The following is a 23,898-nucleotide window of genomic DNA, read 5'->3' as shown; positions in this document are numbered from 1 at the left end:
ATTGATAATAAGTGTTATTTTATTAATTAACTACTAAGTCTTTCTTGAATGTATAATATACTTTTCTACAATGACTGCAGTGATAATAACCATATAAAACTGGCCAATTAAACCAACTAATATGGCTGCTTTTTGCGCTACAGGTGATACAGGTACGATTTCACCATATCCTATAGTGAGTAATGTGATATATGCATAATATAAGATACTATCAAACTGTTCTTGAGCATTACTAGTTTCTAATAAAACTCCTGTAAAAGATCCTGGATTTACTAGCTCTATAGACATAAATAAAAAAAATGCTAAAAAGCCTAAAGAAATATAACCACTCATCAAGCCCATAATTACATTCTTATTTACGAATTGAGCATTCCAGACTTGATGAATAATATTCCAGGTAACAACGATATGAAAAATAAAATAAATGGATAACCTGATTAGAATGTTATCTAAATTCTGACTTCTGGAAATCATACTAGATCCAAACATAAAAGCGGTTATTACAAATAGTCCAATAAAAAACCAGGTAAGCTTTTTACGTTTGGAAATCATTAAAATTCCTGCAGCATTGCTTATAAGGTATAATGAGGGTAATAATACATATTCATAAAAATCTAAAGGAAAGAATAGTGAGCCAAATAGTATTGCAATTTGGGTACCTAAAAATATTTCAAAACGATGATTATAAAGTCGATCGATCATGATTATTCTTCCAGTAGTTTCTCATTAAATTCATAACCTTTATAATTTACTCTAAATAAAGCACTATAAAGCGAAGGAATAAATAGTAGTGTAATAATAGTTCCAAACAAAAGTCCTATCATAATACTCACAGCCATTCCTTCCCACATCTCACCTCCAGAAAGATATAGTGGAATTAATCCTAATACCGTAGTAAATGTCGCTAATAAAATAGGCCTAAATCGTTGTAAACACGCTGCAATGACAGCATCTTGTTCTGATCGACCCAGATCGTTTTGTTCAATCTCCATTCTATCAATAAGAACAATAGCATTGTTGATTACAATTCCGGCCAAGGATATTACTCCTAAAAACGGCATGAACCCAAAAGGTTCTCTAAAAACTAATAGACCGATGACAACACCAATGATTGCTAAAGGGATCGTAAGTACTACCATTCCCATTTTTCTAAAAGAATTAAACTGTATAATAAGTAGTAATACAATGATAAATCCGCTTATAGGTAAATAACCGATTACTGATCCCATACTCTCCGCCGAACTTTTAGCATCTCCTCCAAATTCATATACATACCCTTGTGGCCAGCTTTTTAATTGTTCGTCTAGCCATGGTGTTATTTCAGAAGTAATAGCAGAAGCGTTTCCGGTTAATCGTAGTTCACTTGTAACATTTATAGTACGACGTAAATCCAAACGTTTAATTTTTGAATATTGCCATGCAGGAACGATAGAGGCAATTTGCAATAAAGGCACACTTTTTCCTGAGTTTTGTGCATAAATATTCAATGTTTCAAGAGATGCAAGTGATTGTTGCTGGTTGTTATCACTTCTCATTAAAATCGGAATTGACTTATCATCTTCTCGATACTCTCCTGTTTGGAACCCGTCTAGAACGGTTTGTAAAGAAGTGGCAATATCCTGACTGGTTATACCTGCTGTTTGCGCACGATTTTGATCTATTTGGATTAAGAATTTTTTACTTTTTGGACCCCAATCATCCTTTACGTTTTTGGTACCCGAAATAGAAGAAAGCTTTAGTTTTACTGTTTCTGCTATTTTAGAAAGATCATCAGGATTATTACCAGATATTTTTATTTCTATAGGTGTACCTCCACCACCAGCAGCTAAGGAACCTACTTTAATATCTGCATTCGGAAAATTATTATAGGCGAATTCATCTATTTTGGCAATCATCGCATTATTTTCATTAAAAGATGAGGTGTTAACCAAGATATGTGCATAGTTTGAATTAGCTTCATCAGGAGAGTATCCTAAATCATAAGATTCTGGACCTTCGCCAATATAAGATGACCAATCTACCACACCCAAAGGACGAGATGTACTAGTTTGTAACGAATCTATCATATATTGTTCTATACGCTTAACTACTTCAACAGTACGTTCTATTTTGTTTCCTTCTGGTAAATTGATATCAATAGTAACCATATTTCGATCACTATCAGGGAAGAAAATAAATGCTATTTTGGTAAACCCATAGATAGAAATGAAAAAGCAAATGAAAATTCCAACGATGAATTTGTATTTGTTATACAATGCCCACAGAATAAGGTTTTTGTAATAACTTTTCATGGTGTTGATAGCTTTGTCAATAATGCTCAGTTTCTTTTCTCCTTTAGGTGCTACTTTAAAGAATAAATAACAAAACATGGTAATTACGGTTAAAGCAATTATCCAAGAAGATAATAAAGCAATAGAAATTACTACAAAGATTGGTCCTACAATATCACCCATACTTGTTGGAGATAAGTAAAAAGCTAAAAATGCTGCAGAAGTAGTTAAAGTAGAAATTAATAATGGCATCCATAGTTCTGAAAAAGCTTCAATAGAAGCTTTCTTTTTCTCGACACCTTGTTCCATCTTAACCAGGATAGTTTCTGCGACTACAATAGCATTGTCAACCAGCATTCCCAAAGCCATAATTAAAGCGGCAAGTGTTACCTGATTTAAACCAATATTCATTAATCCCATAATCATTAAGGTCATGATGGTTACAATCGGTATTAAACTTGCTATTACAAATCCAGTTCTGAAGCCTAAGAAAATAAGCATTACCGCCAATACAATACCTATAGATTGTAATAGATTGCTGATAAAATCATTTACTTTAAAATCAATATAAGTATCTAGCGAAGATACACGACTTAACTCAAGACCAACTGGTAAACGTTTTTGCCATTGATTTACCACTTTATTTACTTCTTCTCCTAAAGTGATAACATTTGCATTTTCTTTTAAATTTACATGTAAAGAGATCGCATCTTTACCATTAACTCGTACTTTTTGTGTTGGTGGATCAATATATCCTTTGGTAATTGTAGTAATATCACCTAGTTTGACCAATTGAGTACCATCACCAACAGCAATGAGCATATCTCTAATATCTTCTACAGAGTTAAAATTTCCAGTAGGTTCGAGAATAATACGTTCATCTCCCACATTAACCTGACCTCCTGAATTAAGTATATTTGTAGCTGCTATACTCTGTTGTAGTTTGGTGGCAGATAATCCATATTCTTTTAATCTTGCGTTATCAAACTCTACAAAAACACGTTCTTCTTGTTCGCCTCCTAATTCTACCTTTGCAGCATCCGGAATTTTTATTAAATCGTCCTTAATATCATCAGCAAATTCTTTCATTTCTGCATAAGAATAGCCATCAGACGTTAGTCCTACAACGATACCATATACATCGCCAATACCATCGTCTTGCAAGTTAGGAACTACGCCATTTGGTAAACCGTTTAAGGCATCTAATTTTCTACGTAGTCGATCCCAAACTGCTTGCATCTTACCTTCAGGAACTTCATCCTTTAATGTAACGCTTACTACCGATAATCCTGTTCTGGAAGTACTATTGACTTCTTTTAATTCTGGTAATTCTTGAACGACTTTTTCGATTTTATCAGTAACCAGTTTTTCTACCCGCTCAGGACTTGCACCAGGAAATGTAGATATTACAGATGCTACTCTAATGGTAAACGGAGGCATACTATCTCTTGATAAACCAAAGTACATGGAAATACCCAAAATAATGATGGTAGCTAGTACCATAAAGGTAATTCTATTCTTTTCTATGGAGAATTTTGCTAAATTCATATGATTATCTATGTTTGATAATTATTGTAATTTCACTTCTTGACCATCCAGAAGAGTCTGTAATCCGGCAGTGGCTATTTTTTGTCCAATAGAAAGTCCTGATATTACCTCAAAACCTTCTCCAGTTAAATTACCTACAGTTACTTGTTGTTTTTTAACCTTAGCGATATCAGTATCTCCTTCTATTAAAAACACAAAACGACCACTACTATCTTCTCCTACAGCATTTGTTGGTACAACTAATATTTTGGTATTTATATCTTGATTTCCAAAATCAAAAGTAACATTGGTTGCCATCCCACTTTTAATTTCAGAAGAAGGATTGATAACGGTTACTCTTACGGGATATGTTGCTGTATTACTGTCGACAGCAGGAGAAACTTCGGTAACTTTGGCTTTAAATTTTTTGTTCTGTATGGATGTAAAATTAACTTCTACTTCCATTCCTTCTTTTACTCCGTTAATCACACTTTCGGGAATTCCTAAAGTAATTTCCATATCCGTTCCTGCGTTAAGTGTTGCTATATTTTGTCCAGAAGTTACATTTTCATCAATTTCTGCATTAATTGCTGCTATCACTCCATCTTCTGGGGCATATAAATACCCGTAACGAATTTGTTCTTCTTGAATAGCCACACTTCGTTTTGAAGATTCATAACTTTCCTGTGCTGTTTTATATGAGTTTTTTGCTGCTTCAAAATCACTTAAAGAAGCCGTTCCTTTTTCAAATAAGGATCGTACCCTGTTAAGACTTAATTTGGCAGTATTCATTTGAGATTCGGCACTGTTCTTTGAAGATACTGCACTCTCATAATTTAAACGAGATTGAACATTATCCAATCGGGCAAGTAATTGTCCTTTTTTTACGTTTTGTCCAAGTTTGATATCAAATTCAGTAATAATACCATTATTTCTAAAACTTAGATTAATAATCTTATCTGTTTTGGCAGTACCACTAAATGTCCTGATTTTTTCACCTCCCAAATAACCAACTTCTTCATATTTTACGGGACGTACTAATTTCTCTTCCTTTTTTTCTTCTCCTCCACATGATAGCAGTGTGGTAGCAAAAAGTATAATTGCAAAAATATTAACTATATATTTCATAATCATTGAATTATCAATTGTTGGTTAGTTTTTATTATTTAAGAACTCCAAAAAGCGTTGTCTAAATTTGGTGTTTTCTTCGTTAGAATTGATCAAGAAGTAATATCCGATATTACGTTCAAGTTGTAATGCATTGATTAGATAATTATATACAGCACTGATCCGTGACAGCTGTGCACTTATATAATTATTTTGAGCATCTATTAATTGAATTATTGTCACAGATCCACTATTATATGATGTCTGAGTAAGTTCTAGAGATTCTTTTGCAGCTTCTTCTGATACCTTAGAAAGTTCTATGTTAGAAATTTGATTGATCAAATTTAATACACCATTTCTAACATTAGCTGCAATCCCTAATTCTACATTTTCTTTATTGATCTCTAGTTGTTCTTTTTGAATAATTGCAACTTGTTTATTGATATTGTTAGAATTTTGATTAAAAATTGGAAGCGATATATTTACACCAACATTATAATTATCGTCTAGTAAAGAACCACCAGAAAGAGCAGTACTTCCAGCACCACTTCTACTAAATGTTCTGTTATATGATCCTTGCAAAGCAACTGTCGGAAGAAAACGACCGTTACCGCTTAACTTAATATTGCGATCGGTAGCTTCTAAGTTGTATCCCAATGATTTTATTTCAGGAGCGTTACGTTTTGCTTCTTCAATCAAGAATTCGATAAAAGGTTCTCTTAACTTAGGGTCATCTAATAATTGAGTTAGATCGTCATAATTATATTGTTCAAAAACGTCTTTGTTAAGCTCTGCATCTTTAATATCAATCTCGGTTTCAACAGGATTGTTTAGTAATTGATTTAACGAGATAAAACTTTGTTCTAATTGGTTGATGGCTTCAACCATAGATTGAGTATTTTGAGCCATTTCACTTTTGAAACGCAACATATCTGATTTTCCAGATTCTCCAACTTCAAAGTTCTGCTGGGCGATTTGCAGGTTTTTCTTAGTTAGATTAAGATTACGTAATTGAATTTGTGCATTAGCCTTAAGAATCAAGGTATTGAAGTATACATTAGATGCATCAAAAATGGCATCTAATTGTGATGCATTAAATGTTTCTTCCTGAGCTTTTTGTAATTTCTTTTGTATCGCAATATTAGCATTGGCTGCTTCAGAGAACAATGTTTGATTTAAAGTAATTGAACCCGAAGTTGAAAATTCTGGATTGGATCCTCCACTTATTTCGGCCTGATCAGGATCAACATAGGTACCTCCAGCAGAAGCAGTAAGAGTAGGAAGGTAGTTACTTTTGGCAGTTCTAACATCTTGCTCACTTAACTCTATATCTTTTACGCCAGATTGTAAGGATAAATTTTTATCAAGTACTTGATCGATTATCTCTAGTAAGTTGTAATTTTTTTCAGAGATTGTGTTTTTTAAGCCACCAACAAAATCTGTATCTGCAATAAGACTATACTTGATAGGAACATCTACCGCCTGGGCAGTATTAAAGTTAATTGTAAACCTTGGTGTATATTCAATTAAAACGGGTAAATCAGAAAAATTTGTACCACTCACATAGGACTCGATATTTAAAGCAATACGTCTTATAAATTGATCATAATTATCTTCAGATTGATTTGTAGCCATTAAACCAATTTTTACATCGTCAATACCTGTATTGGTTAAAGAAGGTATTTTTTTATGTATCAAATTTTCAGATAATTGAGTTACTTCATCATCATTTAAAAAGAAACCTCCTGCAAGGTAGACAGCATCTATTCCATCAAGCTTAGAAGTTATATCAGAGACTGTTTTATACGGAATTAGTGTGTAGGAAGCATCAATTGATTGAAATTCTTTATCAAAGGTCTCTTTTATCGGAAGAATATCTACGATTTGTTGTTCTATAATAATCCCTAAATTTTTAAAATTAGTAAGCTCTTTTAACTTTTTAATATCATTTATATAGGATTCAGATTCAATTAAATAAGTATAATTGTTAATTCCAGATGTTTTCTTGTTTAAATCAACATTTACCAGGTCTCTGTTTACTGCTCCGAATAAAACCGTTGGCTTTTGGTAATTCTTTTGCTTACTTATGATTTCATTATTAACCACACCAAACGCAAGAATAATATTTGTGTCGTTTGATAAAAGTTGTTGATAGTTTTCTTCGGCCCTTTGTAGATTAAAATTATTGATCAGGATACTATTTTTTGGAAAAGAAATGGTAGCATCTTCACCAACTACAGCTTTTATCTGGTTCTCTAAATGTATCAGAATTGGATCAATTTCTTCTGTTTTATTATCCAGTAAGATCCCTATATTATAATTTCTTTTTTCTTGCGAAAAAATCAAAGAAGTAAAAACAAACAATAGAATCGTTAGATGTTTTTTCATAGAGTTATTATTTTTAAAAATGTTTTTTGACTAGCCTTTCTGCCTCTATAGCCAGTTCCAGGCTAAAATTGATATTGTCTTGTATGAATTTAGAAAGCTCTTCATTTTCATTGGTCCTAAACTTCAATGTTTCTTTATAAAGTTCATTCTGCATATGCAAACCATCTATTAATCTTTTAAAATGTTCGATCGTTCCTTTTATGTCTATATAAAAATGACGTTTTCTTTTATTACCTTCTAAAAATTCAAAGTTGATTTCTCCAAGTGTTATTAAAAGTTTTAAAGCTTTACTGGTAGCACTTTTACTAGCATTTACTTTTTCCATAATTTCTTCAAAAGTGAAGTGCTTTTGATTTGAGATAAAGAATAAACCTAAAATTTTACCAGCAACTGGAGGATAGTTTTCTTCTTTGTATGACAATGCATACAGATCTAGAATTTTTTCTATATCCATTAGTTTAGGTTTTAAACGGCTAAAGTATATTTTAGTTTCCAGTTATGGAAACTAAAATGTGTTTTTTCGACGATCGTTATATTTTTATTGATAAACTACTTGGTTTGTAATTGATTTAGATGTTGTAGGAATTAGAAAGATTAATAAACTCTTAATTGAGAAAATAGTACTGCTTCTTTATGTTTTGGAATAATCATTATACAAAAAAACAGGAATTGATAATTTTTGTATTCTATATTAAAAGAAGCTTAAAGAACTTTTTAATGGTGATAATAACACATTGTTTCTTTAGATTTGCGAATCTAGAATCACCGTAGAAAGCCATAAAAAAGTAATGTTCTTATTTTTAGATTTTATGTTGGTAGCAGGCATTACTGTTACTATTATTATTTTGTTTTTAATATTAAAACAAAGAAACAAACAACTTCCTCATATAGTTTTAGCTGTTTTTTTTGTAATTATTTTATGTATAATTATCAATTTATATACGGATCTTCATAAAATAAAGAGTATCTATTTTATAAGTTATATTCCTCATGATATTGCAAGGTGGCTTTTGGGACCTTTATTATTTATATATGTAAAATCTTTATTTTTAAAAAAGAAAGATGCCTTTAGAGCTTTAGCTTTACATTTTGCTCCAGTAGTATTATATGGAATATTCATTTCTATCCCAACATTAATCACTTTACGTATAGAAAAACTCAATTTTGAATATTTATATTTTTTTAATGAGTATTCCTTTTTTGTAACCCAATTATCAAATAGTTATACTATTATTTATTTTATTATTTCATATGTCTTTTTATCAAAATATAGTAATAACATTACAGCTGTTTATGCCAATATTTCAAAACGAGATATACGTTGGATATCTTATATTTTAATAGGAGGAAGTATATTAATTTCTCTAAATAGTATTATAGAAATATATCAAAATGTTGATGAAACTTCTACTAACTACTCAAATCTTTTTACTTTATTAGGCTTGATTTTTTTTATTCTTTATTTGGGATATTATGGAGTACATCAGTCTAAAATATTATTGCCTGATTTTTTATTTAAAAAAAACACTAACAAAAAAGCAAGTCATTTCTCCAAAGAGGAAGAAGTCGCGTTTTCACAACTTAAATCACGGTTAGAATCTGTTTTGGATAAAGAAAAGCTTTATTTAGATAATGAGCTTACACTTATAAAGCTAGCAGAAAAAATTGCTACAACTGATAAAAAACTTTCTGCTTTACTAAATCAATACATGCAAATTTCTTTTTATGATATTATTAATAGATATCGTACTGAAGCAGTAAAGAAAATGATCGATTCAGATAGTTATAAAGACTATACGTTGTTAGGTATAGCATATGAATGTGGGTTTAATTCTAAGGCTAGTTTTAATAGAATATTTAAAAAGGAAACAGGATTATCTCCTTCTCAATATAAAAATCGATAATATTTACTTAAAAGAGGTCTCAATAGATATAATGAGACGATTACAATAGCGATTGTTGATTCTTTTGTCTAAAAAAAGAAAACAATGAATAAGATCGCACGCCTTGGTATATTGTTACTATTTGTGACAACAGTTTCTTGTCAAAAAACACATAGTGACGATGAATTTATTACAACACAAGAAAAAAATATTGCTTTAAAAAAGATTATCAGGAAACTTAAAAAATCCGGCTACGCTTTTAATGAAACGTTTCAAGACATAAAAGAACGTATTGAGACAAATAGACACATAATAGATACCACAGTTACAATTGGTTCTTTTGTGACGGTTATAAATGATGTTTTGAGTACGTATAACCTCTCTCATTTACGAGTTAATACGCCTGATCAAATGTCTGCCAGAAAAAAGAGTGAGAATATCTCTCTTGGGGCTAACTTTTCAAAAACCAATGATGGGTATTTTGTTACTAGAATTGTAAAAGGTGGAGTAGCTGATAGTGCGGGAATCCGACCAGGAGATTTTTTAATACGAAAAAACGAACATTTAATAACTTCGTTAGCACAACTTAAAGGAAAACTTTTTGAAGAAAGTCGATTTTCTATAAAAAGAGACAATCAGGTTTTTAATCGAACGATTACCTATTTTAAACATGAGCTGTTTTCTAAGGATACATTGCATTATATTAGTGATGATATTGCCGTTATAACGATAAATACCTTTAGAAAAAAAGAGTATGATAGAGATCTTATAGCGTCTCTGTTTTCAAAAGCTCGAACTTCCAAAAGGATTGTTTTGGACCTTAGAAGTAATGGAGGAGGAGCATCTAGTAATGTGAAACATCTTTTAAGTATGATTATACCAGAAGATACTGCTTGTCAATATTTTGTGCACAGAAGTGATCATGATGCTTTTTTTGAAAAGTATAAACGATTTCCAGCTACTTTAAAAGAGTTAGTAGCCTATAGAGGAAGAGTATTTGATCCACTATCATTAGGTTGGGGAGAAGAAATATATAAAGGAGAAATTATGGTTATGATCGATGAACGCAGTGGTAGTGGAGGAGATGTATTTCCTATTTGTATTCAAGATGTAAAAAGAGGAGTGGTTATAGGTAATAGATCTTTAGGGATGGTGCTTGCAGGGGATAGAAGTAACCTCAATCTAGGGATGTCTTTTTTATACCCTACAGGGGAATTTATGAGGCTTGGCGGAACGAAATTAGAAAGTAATCCTTGTATTCCGGATGTAGAGTTCTCAAGAGAAGAAACAGCAAATACTAGCTTTATGCATGATTTTATTAAAACGTATACAATTAATAAAAAATCGATTTGATTTAGATAATAGTACTATTGTCTTTTGACAACTTAGGGTTTTATTTATTTCTAATAAAAACACACTTTATATAGCAATATAGAGTGTGTTTTAAGTATTCTAAAATATTGTTTTTTACTGTAGATTGTTTTCAAATTTAATTATTGATTTCCATACATCTTTTATATGAGGAACTACAACTTCTTCTTTATAATCGATATCAGTATTGATCATTAGTATTTTCCCAATTTTTGTTTCTGGATTAAAATACATCATAGCCAAAGATCCAAGATCTGAACCGTTATGACCTATTAGTAAATCGGTTGAACCTATAAAATCATTATTATATTCTATAAAAGTTCCAACATTTATTCTACCACTTTTATTGATGTTATCTTTAAAACGTTTTTTGAAAAAAGCATTGTAACTGGTATTGTTTAATATGGTTCCTTTTCCATCATATCCTTTCATTAACTCTGACAGATATTTACTTAAATCTTCGCTAGTAGTAAATAATCCTCCATCTGGATATGTAATAGACTCATAATCCGCGATTTTTTGATCTTTATAGAGATAAAACTTTGACCTTCTAGAAGCGTCTACTTCGTTAAGAGCCCAGGCAGAATCCTTCATTCCTAATGGCTCAAAAATATATGTTTTTGTAAATTCTTTAAAAGACATTTCTGTAGCTTGAGCTATAATTAAAGCACATAGATTAGCTCCAAAATTTGTGTATTTAAATGTTGATCCAGGTTTATTTGCAGAAAATGATTTTGGCGTATACCATTTCCCGTCTTTTGAGAAACAAGCTTCAAGAAAATCTATGAGAGGAATTCGCTTATCCGGATTTTGGAAGTGTGTAAAAGGAACCTCGTCTTTTTTGATTTCTTTATTTTTAAGAATAAATCCTTTTAAATAATTTTCTTCATAATCTATGATAGAAGAAGAATGAGTTGCTAATTGCAGTAAGGTTATTGGTGTATCTGGATAGCTAGGGTTTACAAGTTCAAAAGGTAAATATTTATTTATAGGATCATGTATATTTAGTTTTCCTAATTCTTGTGCTTTCAATAAAGAGATACCAATAAATGTTTTAGAAATAGATCCCACATTTTGAATCGTATTTGTTTGATATTTCTTGTTGTTTTTTGAATCTGAATATCCAAAACCTTCATTGTATAATATAGTATCTTGATTGATAATGGATACAGAAAATCCTACAAGTTCTCCTTCTTTGTTTGCGTTTGTTAATGTATTAGTTAGAGAATCTTTTACGACCTGAAGTTGAATTTTTTCAGGATTTGACTTGGTATTTTGATGATTTAAAAAAGCGGTTAAACTTATAATTATAGTTAGAATTAATTTACTCATTTTGACGGTTTTTATTGTTTTACATAGTATGATTTGTTAATAATCAAAATGGTGCCATAAAATCAATTCGCTGTAAATCAGGTGTTTGTGTGTTTTTTAAAAGATTTAAACGTTCGGTTTTGATACAACGCCTGTACGGAAGTAGTACACTGTAAAGATTTTTTTTGAAGAAAAATGCTTTTAAAAAATACTTTAAGATAAGATTATATCATTTGGAGACTATGTATTACGATCAGGATATCTTTTATTTAAAAAAGAGGATGGACTTTCTCCAGTATAACTCTTAAATATTCGGGTAAATGAAGATGCATTATTATAACCAATAGATTCTGCTAATGCTTCTATAGAGTATTTTCTTATTATGGGGTTTTTATCAAGTTTTTTGAGTAAGAAGTTAATACGCAATTCTACCAAATACTGTTTAAAAGTTTTTTGTTTGTACTGATTTATTATTTTAGATAGATATGCCGTATTTGTATTTAAATTCTTTGCAACCATTGCTAAATTGAAATCTTTTTTCAAAAATAATTCTGAATTTTCGATTTTAGAAAGTTCATCAAGAATCCGTTTTGTTGTTTCATCATCAATAGTGTAGGTGGTGTTCTTTTTAGGAGTTCCTAGTTCTGCAATACGTTTTTTATAAAGTTTATGTTTTTTGTTATTCCAGATTAATAGAGGTGTTAATAAGGCCAAGCTACCCAGTAGAATAAAAGCAATTGTTTTTTTATTAGAACCGTCATTTTTGAGGCTATCAATTATTTTTTGTTTTTCTAAAAGTAGATTTGGTGTCGTATATTTTTCGGCACTGTTTTTTACCAAGTAAGCAAAATCTTTATCTATAATACTATCTGCCTTCAAAAGTCTATCAATATAAAACAACTGATTTTTAGTGTCTTTTTGTTCTTTATAATAATTAATCAACAGCTCATAGTTTTCTCTGATAGAAGGGGAGAAATAACTTCCTTTTAAAGAAATTGAATCCACCTTTTTTAAATTTTTAATAGCAAGATCATACTTTTTTTGTTTCAGATAAATTTTACCAGTATATAAGTATTTTAGAGTATGTGTTCCAATGTTTGCACCTCTTTTTTTCAAGAGTTGATCAAGTTTAAAGATGCTGTCAAGACTAGGTTGGTAATTTTCTTTTTGATAATCCGTAATAGCCGATGATAACAATAATTTGATATACATTAGGCTATCTTTTGTTTTTAAACTTAACGGCACTATTTTTTTATAGATAATTTCTGTAGAATCAGTGATTTTTAATTGGTTAAGATTATGGAGGTACGCCCAATTGGCAATAATGTAACCCCTAATATTGTCACCACATTCGAGACAATTTTTTTCATAATACGATATAATTTCTTTTAATATATCTATACTCGATTCATAATCACCAACATTAGTTTTTAGTCTCGATAAGATATACTTTATCTCATATTCTTGTTCTATGTTGCCACTTATGTTAGCACATCTATTCGCATTTTCTAATTCATCAAAAGCTTTTTTATGATTTCCGTTTACAGCAAGAAGAGTTGCTTTTAATAAATGCGCTTGAGCAGGCTGCCATAAGTTGATCTTATGTTTAGTAATTGCAATTGCTGAGTCTGCATATATTAAAGCAGTATCTTTATAAAATACATTTGCTAATAAAAAGTAACCACGCCCTATTTTGGAAGTATCCTTTAGCTTTTTTGCTTTTCTTAAAAATATTTTTCCATAAAATTGAGCTTTTTTAATATCCTTTTGCTTATAACTATTGAATTTTTCTTCAATAGCATTAAAACTTGATTCCTCAGTTAGTTGTAGCGCTTTTTCAGTATTTTGAGAAAAAGAAAATTGGAACTTTAGAATTGATAATAAAAGGAATATGTGAAATTTTCTCATTCTGTATTCTAGGAAAAGCAAAAAGTTTAAATTTTAAAAAATGAAATATACTATTTTTTGATAGTAAAGTACGGCTATTCTGTTATGGTATTTTACATTTTATAAAAAATAAAAAGAATTTAATCTACTTTGTATTATGTAGTTTTAGTTTTTGAGAAAAAACAATGAATAAAAAACTTTGAACAGCATTTATTAAGTGATTGAATGTGTATAAATGATATTTTATTTAAAAGAATAAGCCTAAACTACGGGTGTAATTTAGACTTATCTTGATTTTATTAACCTTTTGTATTAGAAGTTGAATCTAAAATATTTTAACCCTATTTGCCGGGATATTTTAAAAATGAATGTTTTATTGAATAACTACACGTACTACTCCGCTAAATACATCTGAACCATCTCCTACAATTACAGTAGGATCTATGATTTCATGAGTTAGATCTCCTGTTGCTATGTTTACTCTAGCATAATTAGGATCTGCATTGTTCCTGAAAACTATATATTCATTGCTTTGAGAATCATAGATTGCTCCAATAGTGGTGCCACTACTTACTATTCCATCAGTGATAATATTTAATTCTCCTGTTTGCGAATTCAGTTGTGTTAAAACATTAGCAGATTCGTGTAAAAGATATATGTTTCCATTATTATCAATTACAGGAGCGCTAAATACATCAGTGCCATCACCTACGATGAATGGTGATGTCATAACTTCGTAAGTGATATCTCCTGTTGCTATATTTACCCTAGCATAATTTGGATCTGCGTTATTACTAAAAAATATATATTCATTGTTCTGAGAATCATAGATTGCTCCTATAATTGTGCCTCCGTTTACTATTCCATCAGTGATAATTCTTAATTCTCCTGTTTGCGTGTTTAACTGCGATAAAACATTAGCAGATTCGTGTAGTAAGTATATGTTTCCGTTATTATCAGTTACAGGTGCACTAAATACATCAGTACCATCACCTACAATAAATGGAGATGTCATAACTTCATACGTAACATTTCCTGTAGTTAAGTTTACTCTAGCGTAACTGGGATCTGTATTATTTCTAAAAACTATATACTCGTTGTTTTGAGAATCATAGACAGCTCCTATTGTTGTTCCTCCTGGTATTATGTCTGAGACGTATGTTATTCCTCCTGTTTCTATATTTAATTGAGCTAATGCTCCTGCAGATTCTTGATAGATATATACTTCTTCAGAATTTGTGTTGTTATTTACAATAACTAGGTTACCAATAACCTGAGTGGTATTATTTGTTCTCAAGGTTACATCTCCTGATTGCGCATTTTGAGGTACTTCGACTTTAAGAAAGTTAGCATTGATTTCATTAATAGTACCAGTAACGTTTCCTGTAAAAGTTACTATATAAGTTTCACTAGAGGAAAAACCATTACCAGTTATCGTTAAAATCTCTCCGATATTTATTTCTTGCTGGGCAAAAGTTAAGTCGGTGGGAAAAGTCATCATATCCTCTTGAACAGTAGAATCGTCACTCGAACAAGAGATTATTAGAATAGATAAGACAAATAAAGATAGGATCTTTTTCATGATTTTTAAATTTGAGGGGATTATTAATTTAAAGTGGTTTTACTATATTTTTTTACATTAAAATATGTATCAAGTTTATGACGTTAATGGACAGTAAATAATTAGGTTTAAAGAGATAATTAATTTTTTACAAATCTTTTAAAATAAGTGCCGTTTTCATCTTTGAGTAACACAAAGTATATTCCTGTACTTAATTCTTTAATATCGATTTCTATTACTTCTTTAAAACCATTAATCTCTTGATTTTGTATATGTTTTCCGGCAAAATTATAAATTGAAACTTCTCCTTTGATAGCATTACTTGTCGTAATTGTGATAGTGCTTTTATTTGTAGGTACAGGATTAGGATATAATTTAAAATCATTAGCTACAATAGAAAAATCATTCGTACTTAAAACATTTTTGTGATACGCTGATATACCAAAAGCTCCGGTTATATTTTGATTAGAAAAATCGTGTACCCTAATTAGAATTATAGTATCTGCATCACCTTGTAAAGTTATTTTTTGGTTATCGGTACAACCTACATAGTTTAAATTATTAGAATCGCCAGTATATATAGAAATAACAGGAATAATCCCACTTACATTATTTATAAATGATGTTTCAATATTAATCTCTTCGTTATCTGGTATCCTTGCTTCGAACCAAACATCCCTATCTACTGTAGAATCTCCACAATTTTGAGGTGCTGAAATTCCCGAAGGAGTGTATGCGATCATAGATATATATTTTTGTTGATCTTCAAATTTTTCTCCAGTAACTAAATCAATGGGATTATCGGGTGTATCTCCTAACGGTCCTGTTATACTTGTGTAAGCAGATAATTGATAACTTCCAGAACTATTATTATTATCAATACTTCTTATGTAAAGTGTTTTTCCTGGATCATCTTTTATAATTACTTTAGAAAAGTTTCCTTCTCCTGAATTAGAATTACAAACTATGGACGAAAGAGAAGCACAACTTCCTTCATAAACTATGATATTTGTATCCTCAACAATATCAGAATTAGATCTGGTCTCTAAAAAGATATGACCTGTATTAGGAATAGTTACACTATACCATATGTCATTAGCTGTAGTAAAAGCGTTACATGAATTTTCAAAAGAAGGTGTCGAATTATTATTAGAAGCAATAATCGCATTTTCTTCAAAACTGATACCTACATTTAGACTGATTGCTGTATCACAATTATTGTTTGCTGGAGGATCTGGTGTAGTATCAGTAGTACCTTCAAAAGTAAATAATCCTGGATAATTACCAGTCCCGTTATCAGAAATTATAATTGAATTATTTAAAACCAGATTTTTGTTAGAGCCATCAAGACCCATTTCAAAAATTGAATTTGATTCTAGAACATATATTTTATCATCATAAATAGATAATTCTGTATAAAGAATATTTGGATCAAATTCTATGTATTCTTCACTATTTGTTGTGAAATTATATTTGAAAACTCCATCAAAAATTCCGTAAAAATCAAAATCGTACCAAAACAAATCATAATTAAAAACATCAATACTTGTATAATCTGTAACTACTCCAGTATCATTTGTTGCTGATTGATTGTTGTGTTTAATGTTAAAAACAATTGTGCTTCTGCGATCTGTTTCATGCCAGTACAAATTTGCTCCAGCAATGAAAAAGTCATTTATAGTGACTTGATCAGGTATCCTATAAATATCATAGATTACATTTCCATCTAATGGATATCTGAAAATTATATTATTCTGAATATAAAAGACCGTATTGGTGTTTTCATTGTATGCGAAATTATCTATACTACCAAGCGATTCGCTTCTATCTAGTAAAACACTTTCAAAATTTCCTTCAAAATCATATACTTTTATTTGTTTCTCACAAGAAACCAGGATATTAGAATCTGTGAAATCCAAATTGGAATCAAAATTAATAGCGCCTGAAGCAATTACTATACCTCCATTCCTAATTTCATTATTATTATCACTTTTTAAGGTATAATAGTAAACGGTACCATTAACTGAATGAATTTTTGGGAAATTGACAATGCCTTGTGATTGCGACTGTGTTTGAATAGTAGATAGGGAAGAAGTGTTTAGATTAAAACTATTCAATGTAATTGGGTTTGTACTTGCGGATTTAAAAGTAAAATGTATGTAATCCGCGTTCCCTAATGTCGAAGCGCTTATTTCTCGAAAATGATCTCTATTATATAAAAATGATTGTAGATCTTGAGTTTGAGAACCAAATAAATTAGATCTTTTTAGTAGCACGCTCACATCTCCATCACTGGGTGCCCAATAAATATTGGTATCACTAATCGCAAAATCGTGTACCAAAGGAATTACTACTTGTAGGTTAGAACCATTTAAATCTATACTAAGTAGATTGTCGGATAATTCATTCTGGAAGTAGATTTTTTGATTTTGGTGATTAAATTCAATTTTTCTAAATGAATCTGAATCCGGTAACTGATAAATAGTTTCTAATACTTGATTAGTTAGATTGTAACTAGAAATTTCATTATCCCTTGAGAAATAAATTAAATCATCGTGTATAAATAGTTCGTTTCCGCCAATATTATCCGTTAATAATTCTACTTTATCGTTATCCAAATAGAATACACCTCCGTTATTAATCCAATATAGGATGTTGTTATAATATTCGAAATCACTTATACCACTAATTTGATTCAATATGGTTTTTATATCTTCACCGTTAGAATTACCTTCTCTAAGACCCGTTTTTGAACCATATAAGAATTTAGTTTGGGATATTGCTATTTGAAAAAATAATAACGCAAGTAGGAGTAGTTTTTTTTTCATATTTTTTAGGATTGGGGTTATTATTAAAAAGAAGAATGAGTGTCAAATTTATAGTATAGAATCGACAATAACCCTTAAAACCATTGACTCTACTGTGCATTTTATAAAACGCAAAGAAGAATAATACAATACTTATAAAGTTTTCCTTCAGAAATATTAGGAGCAGAAACACTTTCATATTGTATGACTGGATTTGCTTTTAAAAATGTTTTGTAAACTCAACAGATGTATCAATGATGAGAATCTTTGTTGATCATATTTAGATACATAAAGCCAAAATATATTTAAGCCCATGAATTTAAAGCAACTAAGTTGCTTTAATGAATATTATATCTACATTTGTGAGATTGAAGTTTTTTTAATTTAAAAACAGCTTTTTTTGGAATATAATAGAAGAAAATTTATCTCGTTTTTAGGCAAAGCAGGTATAGGAATAGTAGTTCCACCATTTCTGATACATTGTGGAAATTCAGCAACACTTTCAAAAATAGAAAAAATGAATAAACTAAATCAAATTGAAGCTTAAAAAAAACATAAAGCCTAAATTTAGCTGTTGAAAAAATGCATTGATGAAAGATAAGGAAGCTATAATAACAGTTGTTGGATTTTTAGGAGCAGGAAAAACCACATTATTAAAGTACTTAATAGATAATTTTATTGATAAAGATTGGGATCCTTTTGTTATTCTTAATGATTATGAAAATGCAAATATGGATGCCCAACAATTCACAAAACAAATTGAGCTAAATAATATTAAAGCGCTGAGCGGGAATTGTATCTGTTGCAGTGGTATTGTTGAACTCAGAAATATAGTAAATAGAATTCCTGAACGAAAAAATGGGATAACTTTAATTGAAGCTAATGGAACTTCTGATGCAAGTTCGCTCATGGAGTTTTTAGGTGTTGGACTGAATGATCGATTCTTACCTCCAATACAAATATCTGTTGTTGATGTTAAAAACTGGCAAAAACGAGGAGAACATAACGAACTCGAAGCAAACCAAATTCAGGTTTCCTCCCTTATAGTACTCACACATATCCAAAAACAAGATGAAAGTAGAAAAGCAGTAGTTATTAATGAGCTAAAAAAACTTAATCCAATGGTAAAAATTGTAACTATGGATAATTTAAACGTTTCATTGCTTCCAGAATTATTACCTTCTAATAATTCTGCTCAAAAATTTGATCATCAAAAAACACATTGGGCTTCTTGTTCTGTTGATTTGTTAAATTTGCCATATTCAAAATGTATTCTTGATATTTGTGCATCATTACCAAAAAGTATTCTGCGAATAAAGGGGTGTACAAAAATTGGACAAGATAAAAATTATACCTACTTTGAACGTAAACCAGATGGAGAAGTACATGTTAGACCATTTAATGGAATTCCAATAACCGGAGCTAAACTTTTAACCATTGGACCTGGGAGTAATCCCGCTGTATTAGAAAAAGCAATAAAACTAAGTGTAAATAAAACCAGCTTATTTTAACCTGTAAATACTAAACTCAAGTAACAATGAAACCATTATATTTTATTTATCTATTACTTGCATTAGCATCTTGCAAAAAAACAGATACTCATCTTACTAAAATAACAGCAAAAACAATTGCAATAAATGATACAATTAAATCTTCATCAGAAGTAGATAGTATTATTGCTCCTTTTAAAGAAAAATTATCAAAAGAGATGCAGCAAGTACTTTGTTATACGCCAAAAAACTTAGTCAAAAATGATGGGAATATGCAGAGTACTTTAGGTAATTTAATGGTAGATATGTGTTTAGAAGTAGCAGATTCTATTTTTAAAAAGAAAAACAACAAGTCCATTGATTTCGCAATGTTTAACCATGGAGGATTGCGTGCAACAATATCAAAAGGAAATGTAACTAAAGAGCAGGCTTTTCAACTAATGCCTTTTGAAAACGAATTGGTGGTAGTAGAAATGAACGGTAAGAAAATAATAGAATTAGTCGATTATTTTATGAAAAATAAAAGAGCACATCCGTTATCTAAAAATGTTGAGTTAGTCATTGACGATAGTAATTATAACTTAAAAATTAATGGAGTAGCATTTGATGAAAATAAAAACTATACCGTATTAACATCTGATTACCTGCAAAACGGTGGGAGTAAAATGATTTTTTTTAAAAATCCAGAAAAATTAATAAAGTTAGATTATAAAGTAAGAGATGCTATTATTGATTATTTTAAAAAAGTAGATACTCTGCAAGCAACCATTGATAATCGTGTAATCATTAAGTCATGAAAAGAAGAAATTTTATCAAACAGCTAGGAAGTGCATCAACATTAGCTATTGGTGGCGGATTATTACTACCTTCATTTATAGGTAAACAACGACGTCACATTACTATTTTACATACTAATGACACACACAGTCATATAGAACCTTTTAAAGCAAACCATAATAGATACGCAAATAAAGGAGGAGTTGCAAAACGAGCGACATTGATAGAACAAGTACGAAAGGAAAACCCAAACACTTTGTTGCTAGATGCTGGAGATATTTTTCAAGGAACACCTTACTTCAATTATTTTGAAGGTGCCTTAGAGTTTAAGTTGATGAGTATGTTAAAATATGATGTGGCAACTATCGGAAACCATGATTTTGATAATTCAGTTGAAGGGTTGTATAAACAATTGCCAAATGCAAAATTTGATTTTGTTTCTGCTAATTATGATTTTAAAAATACGATTTTAGATACTCATGTTAAACCTTATAAGATTATCACTAAAGATGAAATAAAAATAGGAATATTTGGACTAGGGATAGAACTTGAAGGATTAGTTGATAAAAGAATGTATAAAGAAACAGGCTATCTAAACCCTGTTGAAGTAACCCAGGATATAACCAATGAGTTGAAAAACGAACAAAAGTGTGATTTAATTATTTGTCTATCGCATTTAGGGTATCATTACAAAAAAAATCCGGATAAAATATCTGATTTAAATTTAGCAAAAGCTACAAAGGATATAGATTTAATTATAGGGGGACATACACACACTTTTTTGCCAAAACCGACTATTGTAAAGAATATTGAAGGAAAAAATGTACTTGTTAATCAGGTTGGAGCATACGGAGTTAATTTGGGTAGAGTAGATTTTTATTTTGATGAGCATAATAAAGAATCAACAGGAACAACAATTTTAGTATGATTTTAATGCTTTCTATTATAATTAAAAGGAAAAAAGATCAACTAAAAGAAAGAAAATCTATTTACCGATACAATATGTAACAAACTCCTGTAAATAAAGGAGTAGGGGAGTATGAGGTGAAATGCAGGTGCTAGCTTTTGTTTTCTTTTGGTTAGGTTTTGTATGACTTATGAACATCAAAAAATAAAATCCACTAAGAGAAGACTTGATTAAAAATTAATTAAAGACAGGTTTAAAATTCGATCGTGGTCACTTTTATTTAATGGATAATCATATTTTTAAAATTTTCCTGATGATCTTGATTTTAAGTATGATCATTCCAAAAAATGACATAAATATTATAAAAATGTTTTCATTTTTTGTGCTTTTAAAGAAAGCCTACTCATTTCTATAAGTAGGCTTTATATTAAATAGATCTTTTTTACAGATCCTTACCTCCTGTGTTTAGTATTTACAACTTCTAAAATTATCTAATGTTAAATAAAGGGTAATAATTATACTTAATATACTTCCATAAAGCAGGAGTAAAGATAAACCCAGGCGATATCTACCAATTAACACCTTCATTCAATTAGTTTTTTACTAATCTTAAATTCTTAAGGGTAGTACCTTCAATAAGTTTTACAAAATAGACTCCAGATTTCATACTGCTGATATCAATTTGTTCTGATCTATATCCTTTAACCTGTTTGATACGCTTACCTTCTATATTGAAGATCTCTATAGTTACTTTCTCCTTTAAACCAGATACGATAAACTCATTGGTCGCAGGGTTAGGATACAAACTTACTGTACCAAAGATATGATCTGCAGTACTTAAAAGGGGGACTACATTAACCATTCTGGTTACTTCTATAGCTACATTACCTACAATATCGGTTGCATTATAGGTTACACTGTAACTACCGATTGTATTAATATCCAATGTCGAATCATCAATTACTATATCGGAACCATCATCTGTAGTTGCTCCCAGTTCGTTATATGTATTGCCCTGTGCTATTTCTTGAGGATCATCTCCCGTAAGGGTAATCACTGGCGCTGCCGTATCTGCTGAGTTGGATGAGTCAAAGGTATCATTTATTAATTGTACACCAGGTTCTCCTGCACAATCTGCTAATCCACCAGCTGTTGGACCACAAGCTGTATAAAACTGATCTAAGTATACTACTCCAGTCTCAAAAGCAATCATAGGATCCTGACCAACATCTGTAAATCGGATACGTACGTGTAACAACAGTTTAGGTGTACCAGTTACATTATTTGCTGTAATCGTTCCTGAACCTATTCCTTGTTGAAATGCCAAAGAGACTCTGGAAGTAGTATTGTCGTTTTGTATAAAGTCTTTATAAGCGGCAAAAGTATATACCTCACCTAGGATAGAGCCTGATGGTTGTGTATACTCCACACTACCAGCTGCAGAGATATTTTCTCCAAACGCTGCGGTATTATAAGTAAGGTACAATTGTCCAGATCCCAGTTTGAAATCAACAGTACTTTGGATCATGACATCTACATCATAATAATTATCCATCCCATCATTGGTGATCTGGGCATTAGCAAAGGTAAAATGAAGATCCTGAGCCTGTAGATTAATTACCGTTAACAATAGTAACAGTATATTGGCTATTCCTTTTCTTATTTGTAAATAATTTTGTTTCATATTTTGATATGTAAGAAGTTGTATTTTGGAGTTAAAATTGTTCTCCTTTTCCAAGGTTGAGGTTCATTATATTGTTGATATCTGTATTCTGAATTTGGCCATTCATATCCATATCAGCCATTGAATATCCTGAACCTCCCAATACTTGTATTACTGAAATAATATCTGAGTTCTGAATCTGACCATTCTCATCAAAATCACCTCCTAACATAGCAAACACACCACTACCAAGATCTACCACCGCATTGTTACCTCCCTGGACAATGAGATTATCTGAACTAAAATCTAAGGTGGTTACCGTAGATGATAAATCAACTGTATTGGCAGAAACAATTCCTAAATGATTACGATGTTGAACAGCTACAAAATAATTATCAGTTGATATATCGAATTCAAGAGTAGAAATACCATCTACACTTATGATATCTCCGTCACGTTGCAATAAAGCAGATTGACTCGCTACAACATTGGTAACATCATTTTTATCTCTCAACTCTACTAATACCCAATCTACAATGGCATCTTTTCCTGTAACAATCAACACTGTTGAAGCGGTAGTTAATGCATCATTATAAGGCGAAGTAGTAGGAATAGTGTTTGCTACTCGTAGGTCATCTCTCATTAGTGTTTCCTCTCCAGCATTAGGATTGATCGCTGCTCCTTGTAAAAAGACTACAGGGGCGATTTTTATATTTAACTGAACCGATCCCTGTTGGAATCCCTGGGACAATGTGGTAGTTCCGTCTGTGATAGTAGTTATTGTCAGTTCACCAACTGTAAAATCCATGGAGATAGTTCCGTTACTTACTGTAGTTCCCGCGGTACCTATCACCTGTCTTTCTATGGATTGCGCCTGTATCCAGGTGATCCCAAGGACTATGATGATTAGTATTTTATATTTATATGTTTTCATCTTTTTTTACTTTTA

General features: G+C 30.7%; 17 protein-coding genes. 6 read left to right on the top strand and 11 right to left on the bottom strand.

Features of this window, described 5'->3' with window-relative positions; all coding sequences use genetic code 11:
- Window positions 1-33 precede the first annotated feature (33 nt).
- From U0D62_RS20215 to U0D62_RS20195, 5 genes are read right to left on the bottom strand one after another with little or no spacing between them, the layout of a single operon-like run.
- Complete coding sequence (locus U0D62_RS20215; protein ID WP_322289162.1) at window positions 34-702, bottom strand: potassium channel family protein; 669 nt, start codon at window positions 700-702, stop codon at window positions 34-36.
- A gap of 2 nt (window positions 703-704) precedes the next feature.
- A complete protein-coding gene (locus tag U0D62_RS20210; RefSeq protein WP_322289161.1) occupies window positions 705-3,818 on the bottom strand; it encodes an efflux RND transporter permease subunit in 3,114 nt (1,037 codons plus the stop codon).
- Between the two features lie 21 nt (window positions 3,819-3,839).
- Complete coding sequence (locus tag U0D62_RS20205; RefSeq protein ID WP_322289160.1) at window positions 3,840-4,925, bottom strand: efflux RND transporter periplasmic adaptor subunit; 1,086 nt, start codon at window positions 4,923-4,925, stop codon at window positions 3,840-3,842.
- A gap of 24 nt (window positions 4,926-4,949) precedes the next feature.
- Complete coding sequence (locus U0D62_RS20200) at window positions 4,950-7,292, bottom strand: TolC family protein (protein ID WP_322289159.1); 2,343 nt, start codon at window positions 7,290-7,292, stop codon at window positions 4,950-4,952.
- Between the two features lie 13 nt (window positions 7,293-7,305).
- On the bottom strand, window positions 7,306-7,746 hold the full coding sequence (locus U0D62_RS20195; protein ID WP_322289158.1) for a helix-turn-helix domain-containing protein: 441 nt from the start codon (window positions 7,744-7,746) through the stop codon (window positions 7,306-7,308).
- Window positions 7,747-8,080: 334 nt separating this feature from the next.
- Between U0D62_RS20195 and U0D62_RS20190 the strand changes: the two genes are divergently transcribed.
- Both U0D62_RS20190 and U0D62_RS20185 read left to right on the top strand, forming a co-directional pair.
- Window positions 8,081-9,196: a helix-turn-helix domain-containing protein gene (locus U0D62_RS20190; RefSeq protein ID WP_322289157.1), complete on the top strand. Its 1,116-nt coding sequence runs from the start codon at window positions 8,081-8,083 to the stop codon at window positions 9,194-9,196.
- A gap of 84 nt (window positions 9,197-9,280) precedes the next feature.
- Window positions 9,281-10,528, top strand: a complete 1,248-nt coding sequence (locus U0D62_RS20185) for a S41 family peptidase (RefSeq protein ID WP_322289156.1) — start codon at window positions 9,281-9,283, stop codon at window positions 10,526-10,528.
- A 114-nt stretch (window positions 10,529-10,642) separates the two neighbouring features.
- On the opposite strand, the gene U0D62_RS20180 is transcribed toward U0D62_RS20185, so the two are convergent.
- The 4 genes from U0D62_RS20180 to U0D62_RS20165 all read right to left on the bottom strand — a co-directional run bounded on the left by U0D62_RS20180 (window position 10,643) and on the right by U0D62_RS20165 (window position 18,133).
- Window positions 10,643-11,878 (bottom strand): serine hydrolase domain-containing protein, encoded by a 1,236-nt coding sequence (locus U0D62_RS20180; RefSeq protein ID WP_322289155.1) that lies wholly within the window; start codon window positions 11,876-11,878, stop codon window positions 10,643-10,645.
- Between the two features lie 219 nt (window positions 11,879-12,097).
- Window positions 12,098-13,765 carry a helix-turn-helix transcriptional regulator gene (locus U0D62_RS20175; RefSeq protein WP_322289154.1) on the bottom strand — a complete coding sequence of 556 codons (1,668 nt, stop codon included), beginning with the start codon at window positions 13,763-13,765 and terminating at the stop codon, window positions 12,098-12,100.
- Between the two features lie 352 nt (window positions 13,766-14,117).
- A complete protein-coding gene (locus U0D62_RS20170; RefSeq protein ID WP_322289153.1) occupies window positions 14,118-15,326 on the bottom strand; it encodes an IPT/TIG domain-containing protein in 1,209 nt (402 codons plus the stop codon).
- A gap of 119 nt (window positions 15,327-15,445) precedes the next feature.
- Complete coding sequence (locus tag U0D62_RS20165; protein ID WP_322289152.1) at window positions 15,446-18,133, bottom strand: T9SS type A sorting domain-containing protein; 2,688 nt, start codon at window positions 18,131-18,133, stop codon at window positions 15,446-15,448.
- Between the two features lie 379 nt (window positions 18,134-18,512).
- Between U0D62_RS20165 and U0D62_RS20160 the strand changes: the two genes are divergently transcribed.
- The 4 genes from U0D62_RS20160 to U0D62_RS20145 are packed head-to-tail and all read left to right on the top strand — an operon-like array spanning window position 18,513 to window position 21,307.
- A complete protein-coding gene (locus U0D62_RS20160) occupies window positions 18,513-18,659 on the top strand; it encodes a hypothetical protein (RefSeq protein ID WP_322289151.1) in 147 nt (48 codons plus the stop codon).
- Between the two features lie 43 nt (window positions 18,660-18,702).
- The gene (locus tag U0D62_RS20155) at window positions 18,703-19,623 is read left to right on the top strand and encodes a GTP-binding protein (protein WP_322289150.1); all 921 of its coding nucleotides are present in this window, start codon (window positions 18,703-18,705) and stop codon (window positions 19,621-19,623) included.
- 26 nt (window positions 19,624-19,649) lie between these two features.
- Window positions 19,650-20,399: a 5'-nucleotidase gene (locus tag U0D62_RS20150; RefSeq protein ID WP_322289149.1), complete on the top strand. Its 750-nt coding sequence runs from the start codon at window positions 19,650-19,652 to the stop codon at window positions 20,397-20,399.
- Window positions 20,396-21,307, top strand: a complete 912-nt coding sequence (locus tag U0D62_RS20145) for a bifunctional metallophosphatase/5'-nucleotidase (protein ID WP_322289148.1) — start codon at window positions 20,396-20,398, stop codon at window positions 21,305-21,307. Before U0D62_RS20150 ends, U0D62_RS20145 begins: the two co-directional genes overlap by 4 nt.
- A 571-nt stretch (window positions 21,308-21,878) precedes the next feature.
- On the opposite strand, the gene U0D62_RS20140 is transcribed toward U0D62_RS20145, so the two are convergent.
- Window positions 21,879-22,970 (bottom strand): T9SS type A sorting domain-containing protein, encoded by a 1,092-nt coding sequence (locus U0D62_RS20140; RefSeq protein ID WP_322289147.1) that lies wholly within the window; start codon window positions 22,968-22,970, stop codon window positions 21,879-21,881.
- A 31-nt stretch (window positions 22,971-23,001) separates the two neighbouring features.
- A complete protein-coding gene (locus U0D62_RS20135; RefSeq protein WP_322289146.1) occupies window positions 23,002-23,883 on the bottom strand; it encodes a hypothetical protein in 882 nt (293 codons plus the stop codon).
- Between the last annotated feature and the right edge of the window lie 15 nt (window positions 23,884-23,898).

It is taken from the genome of Aquimarina callyspongiae (genome assembly GCF_034322225.1).
Taxonomy (GTDB): Bacteria; Bacteroidota; Bacteroidia; order Flavobacteriales; family Flavobacteriaceae; genus Aquimarina.
The sequence above is the reverse complement of the archived record's forward strand: the minus strand, read 5'-3'. Positions and strand labels throughout refer to the sequence as shown.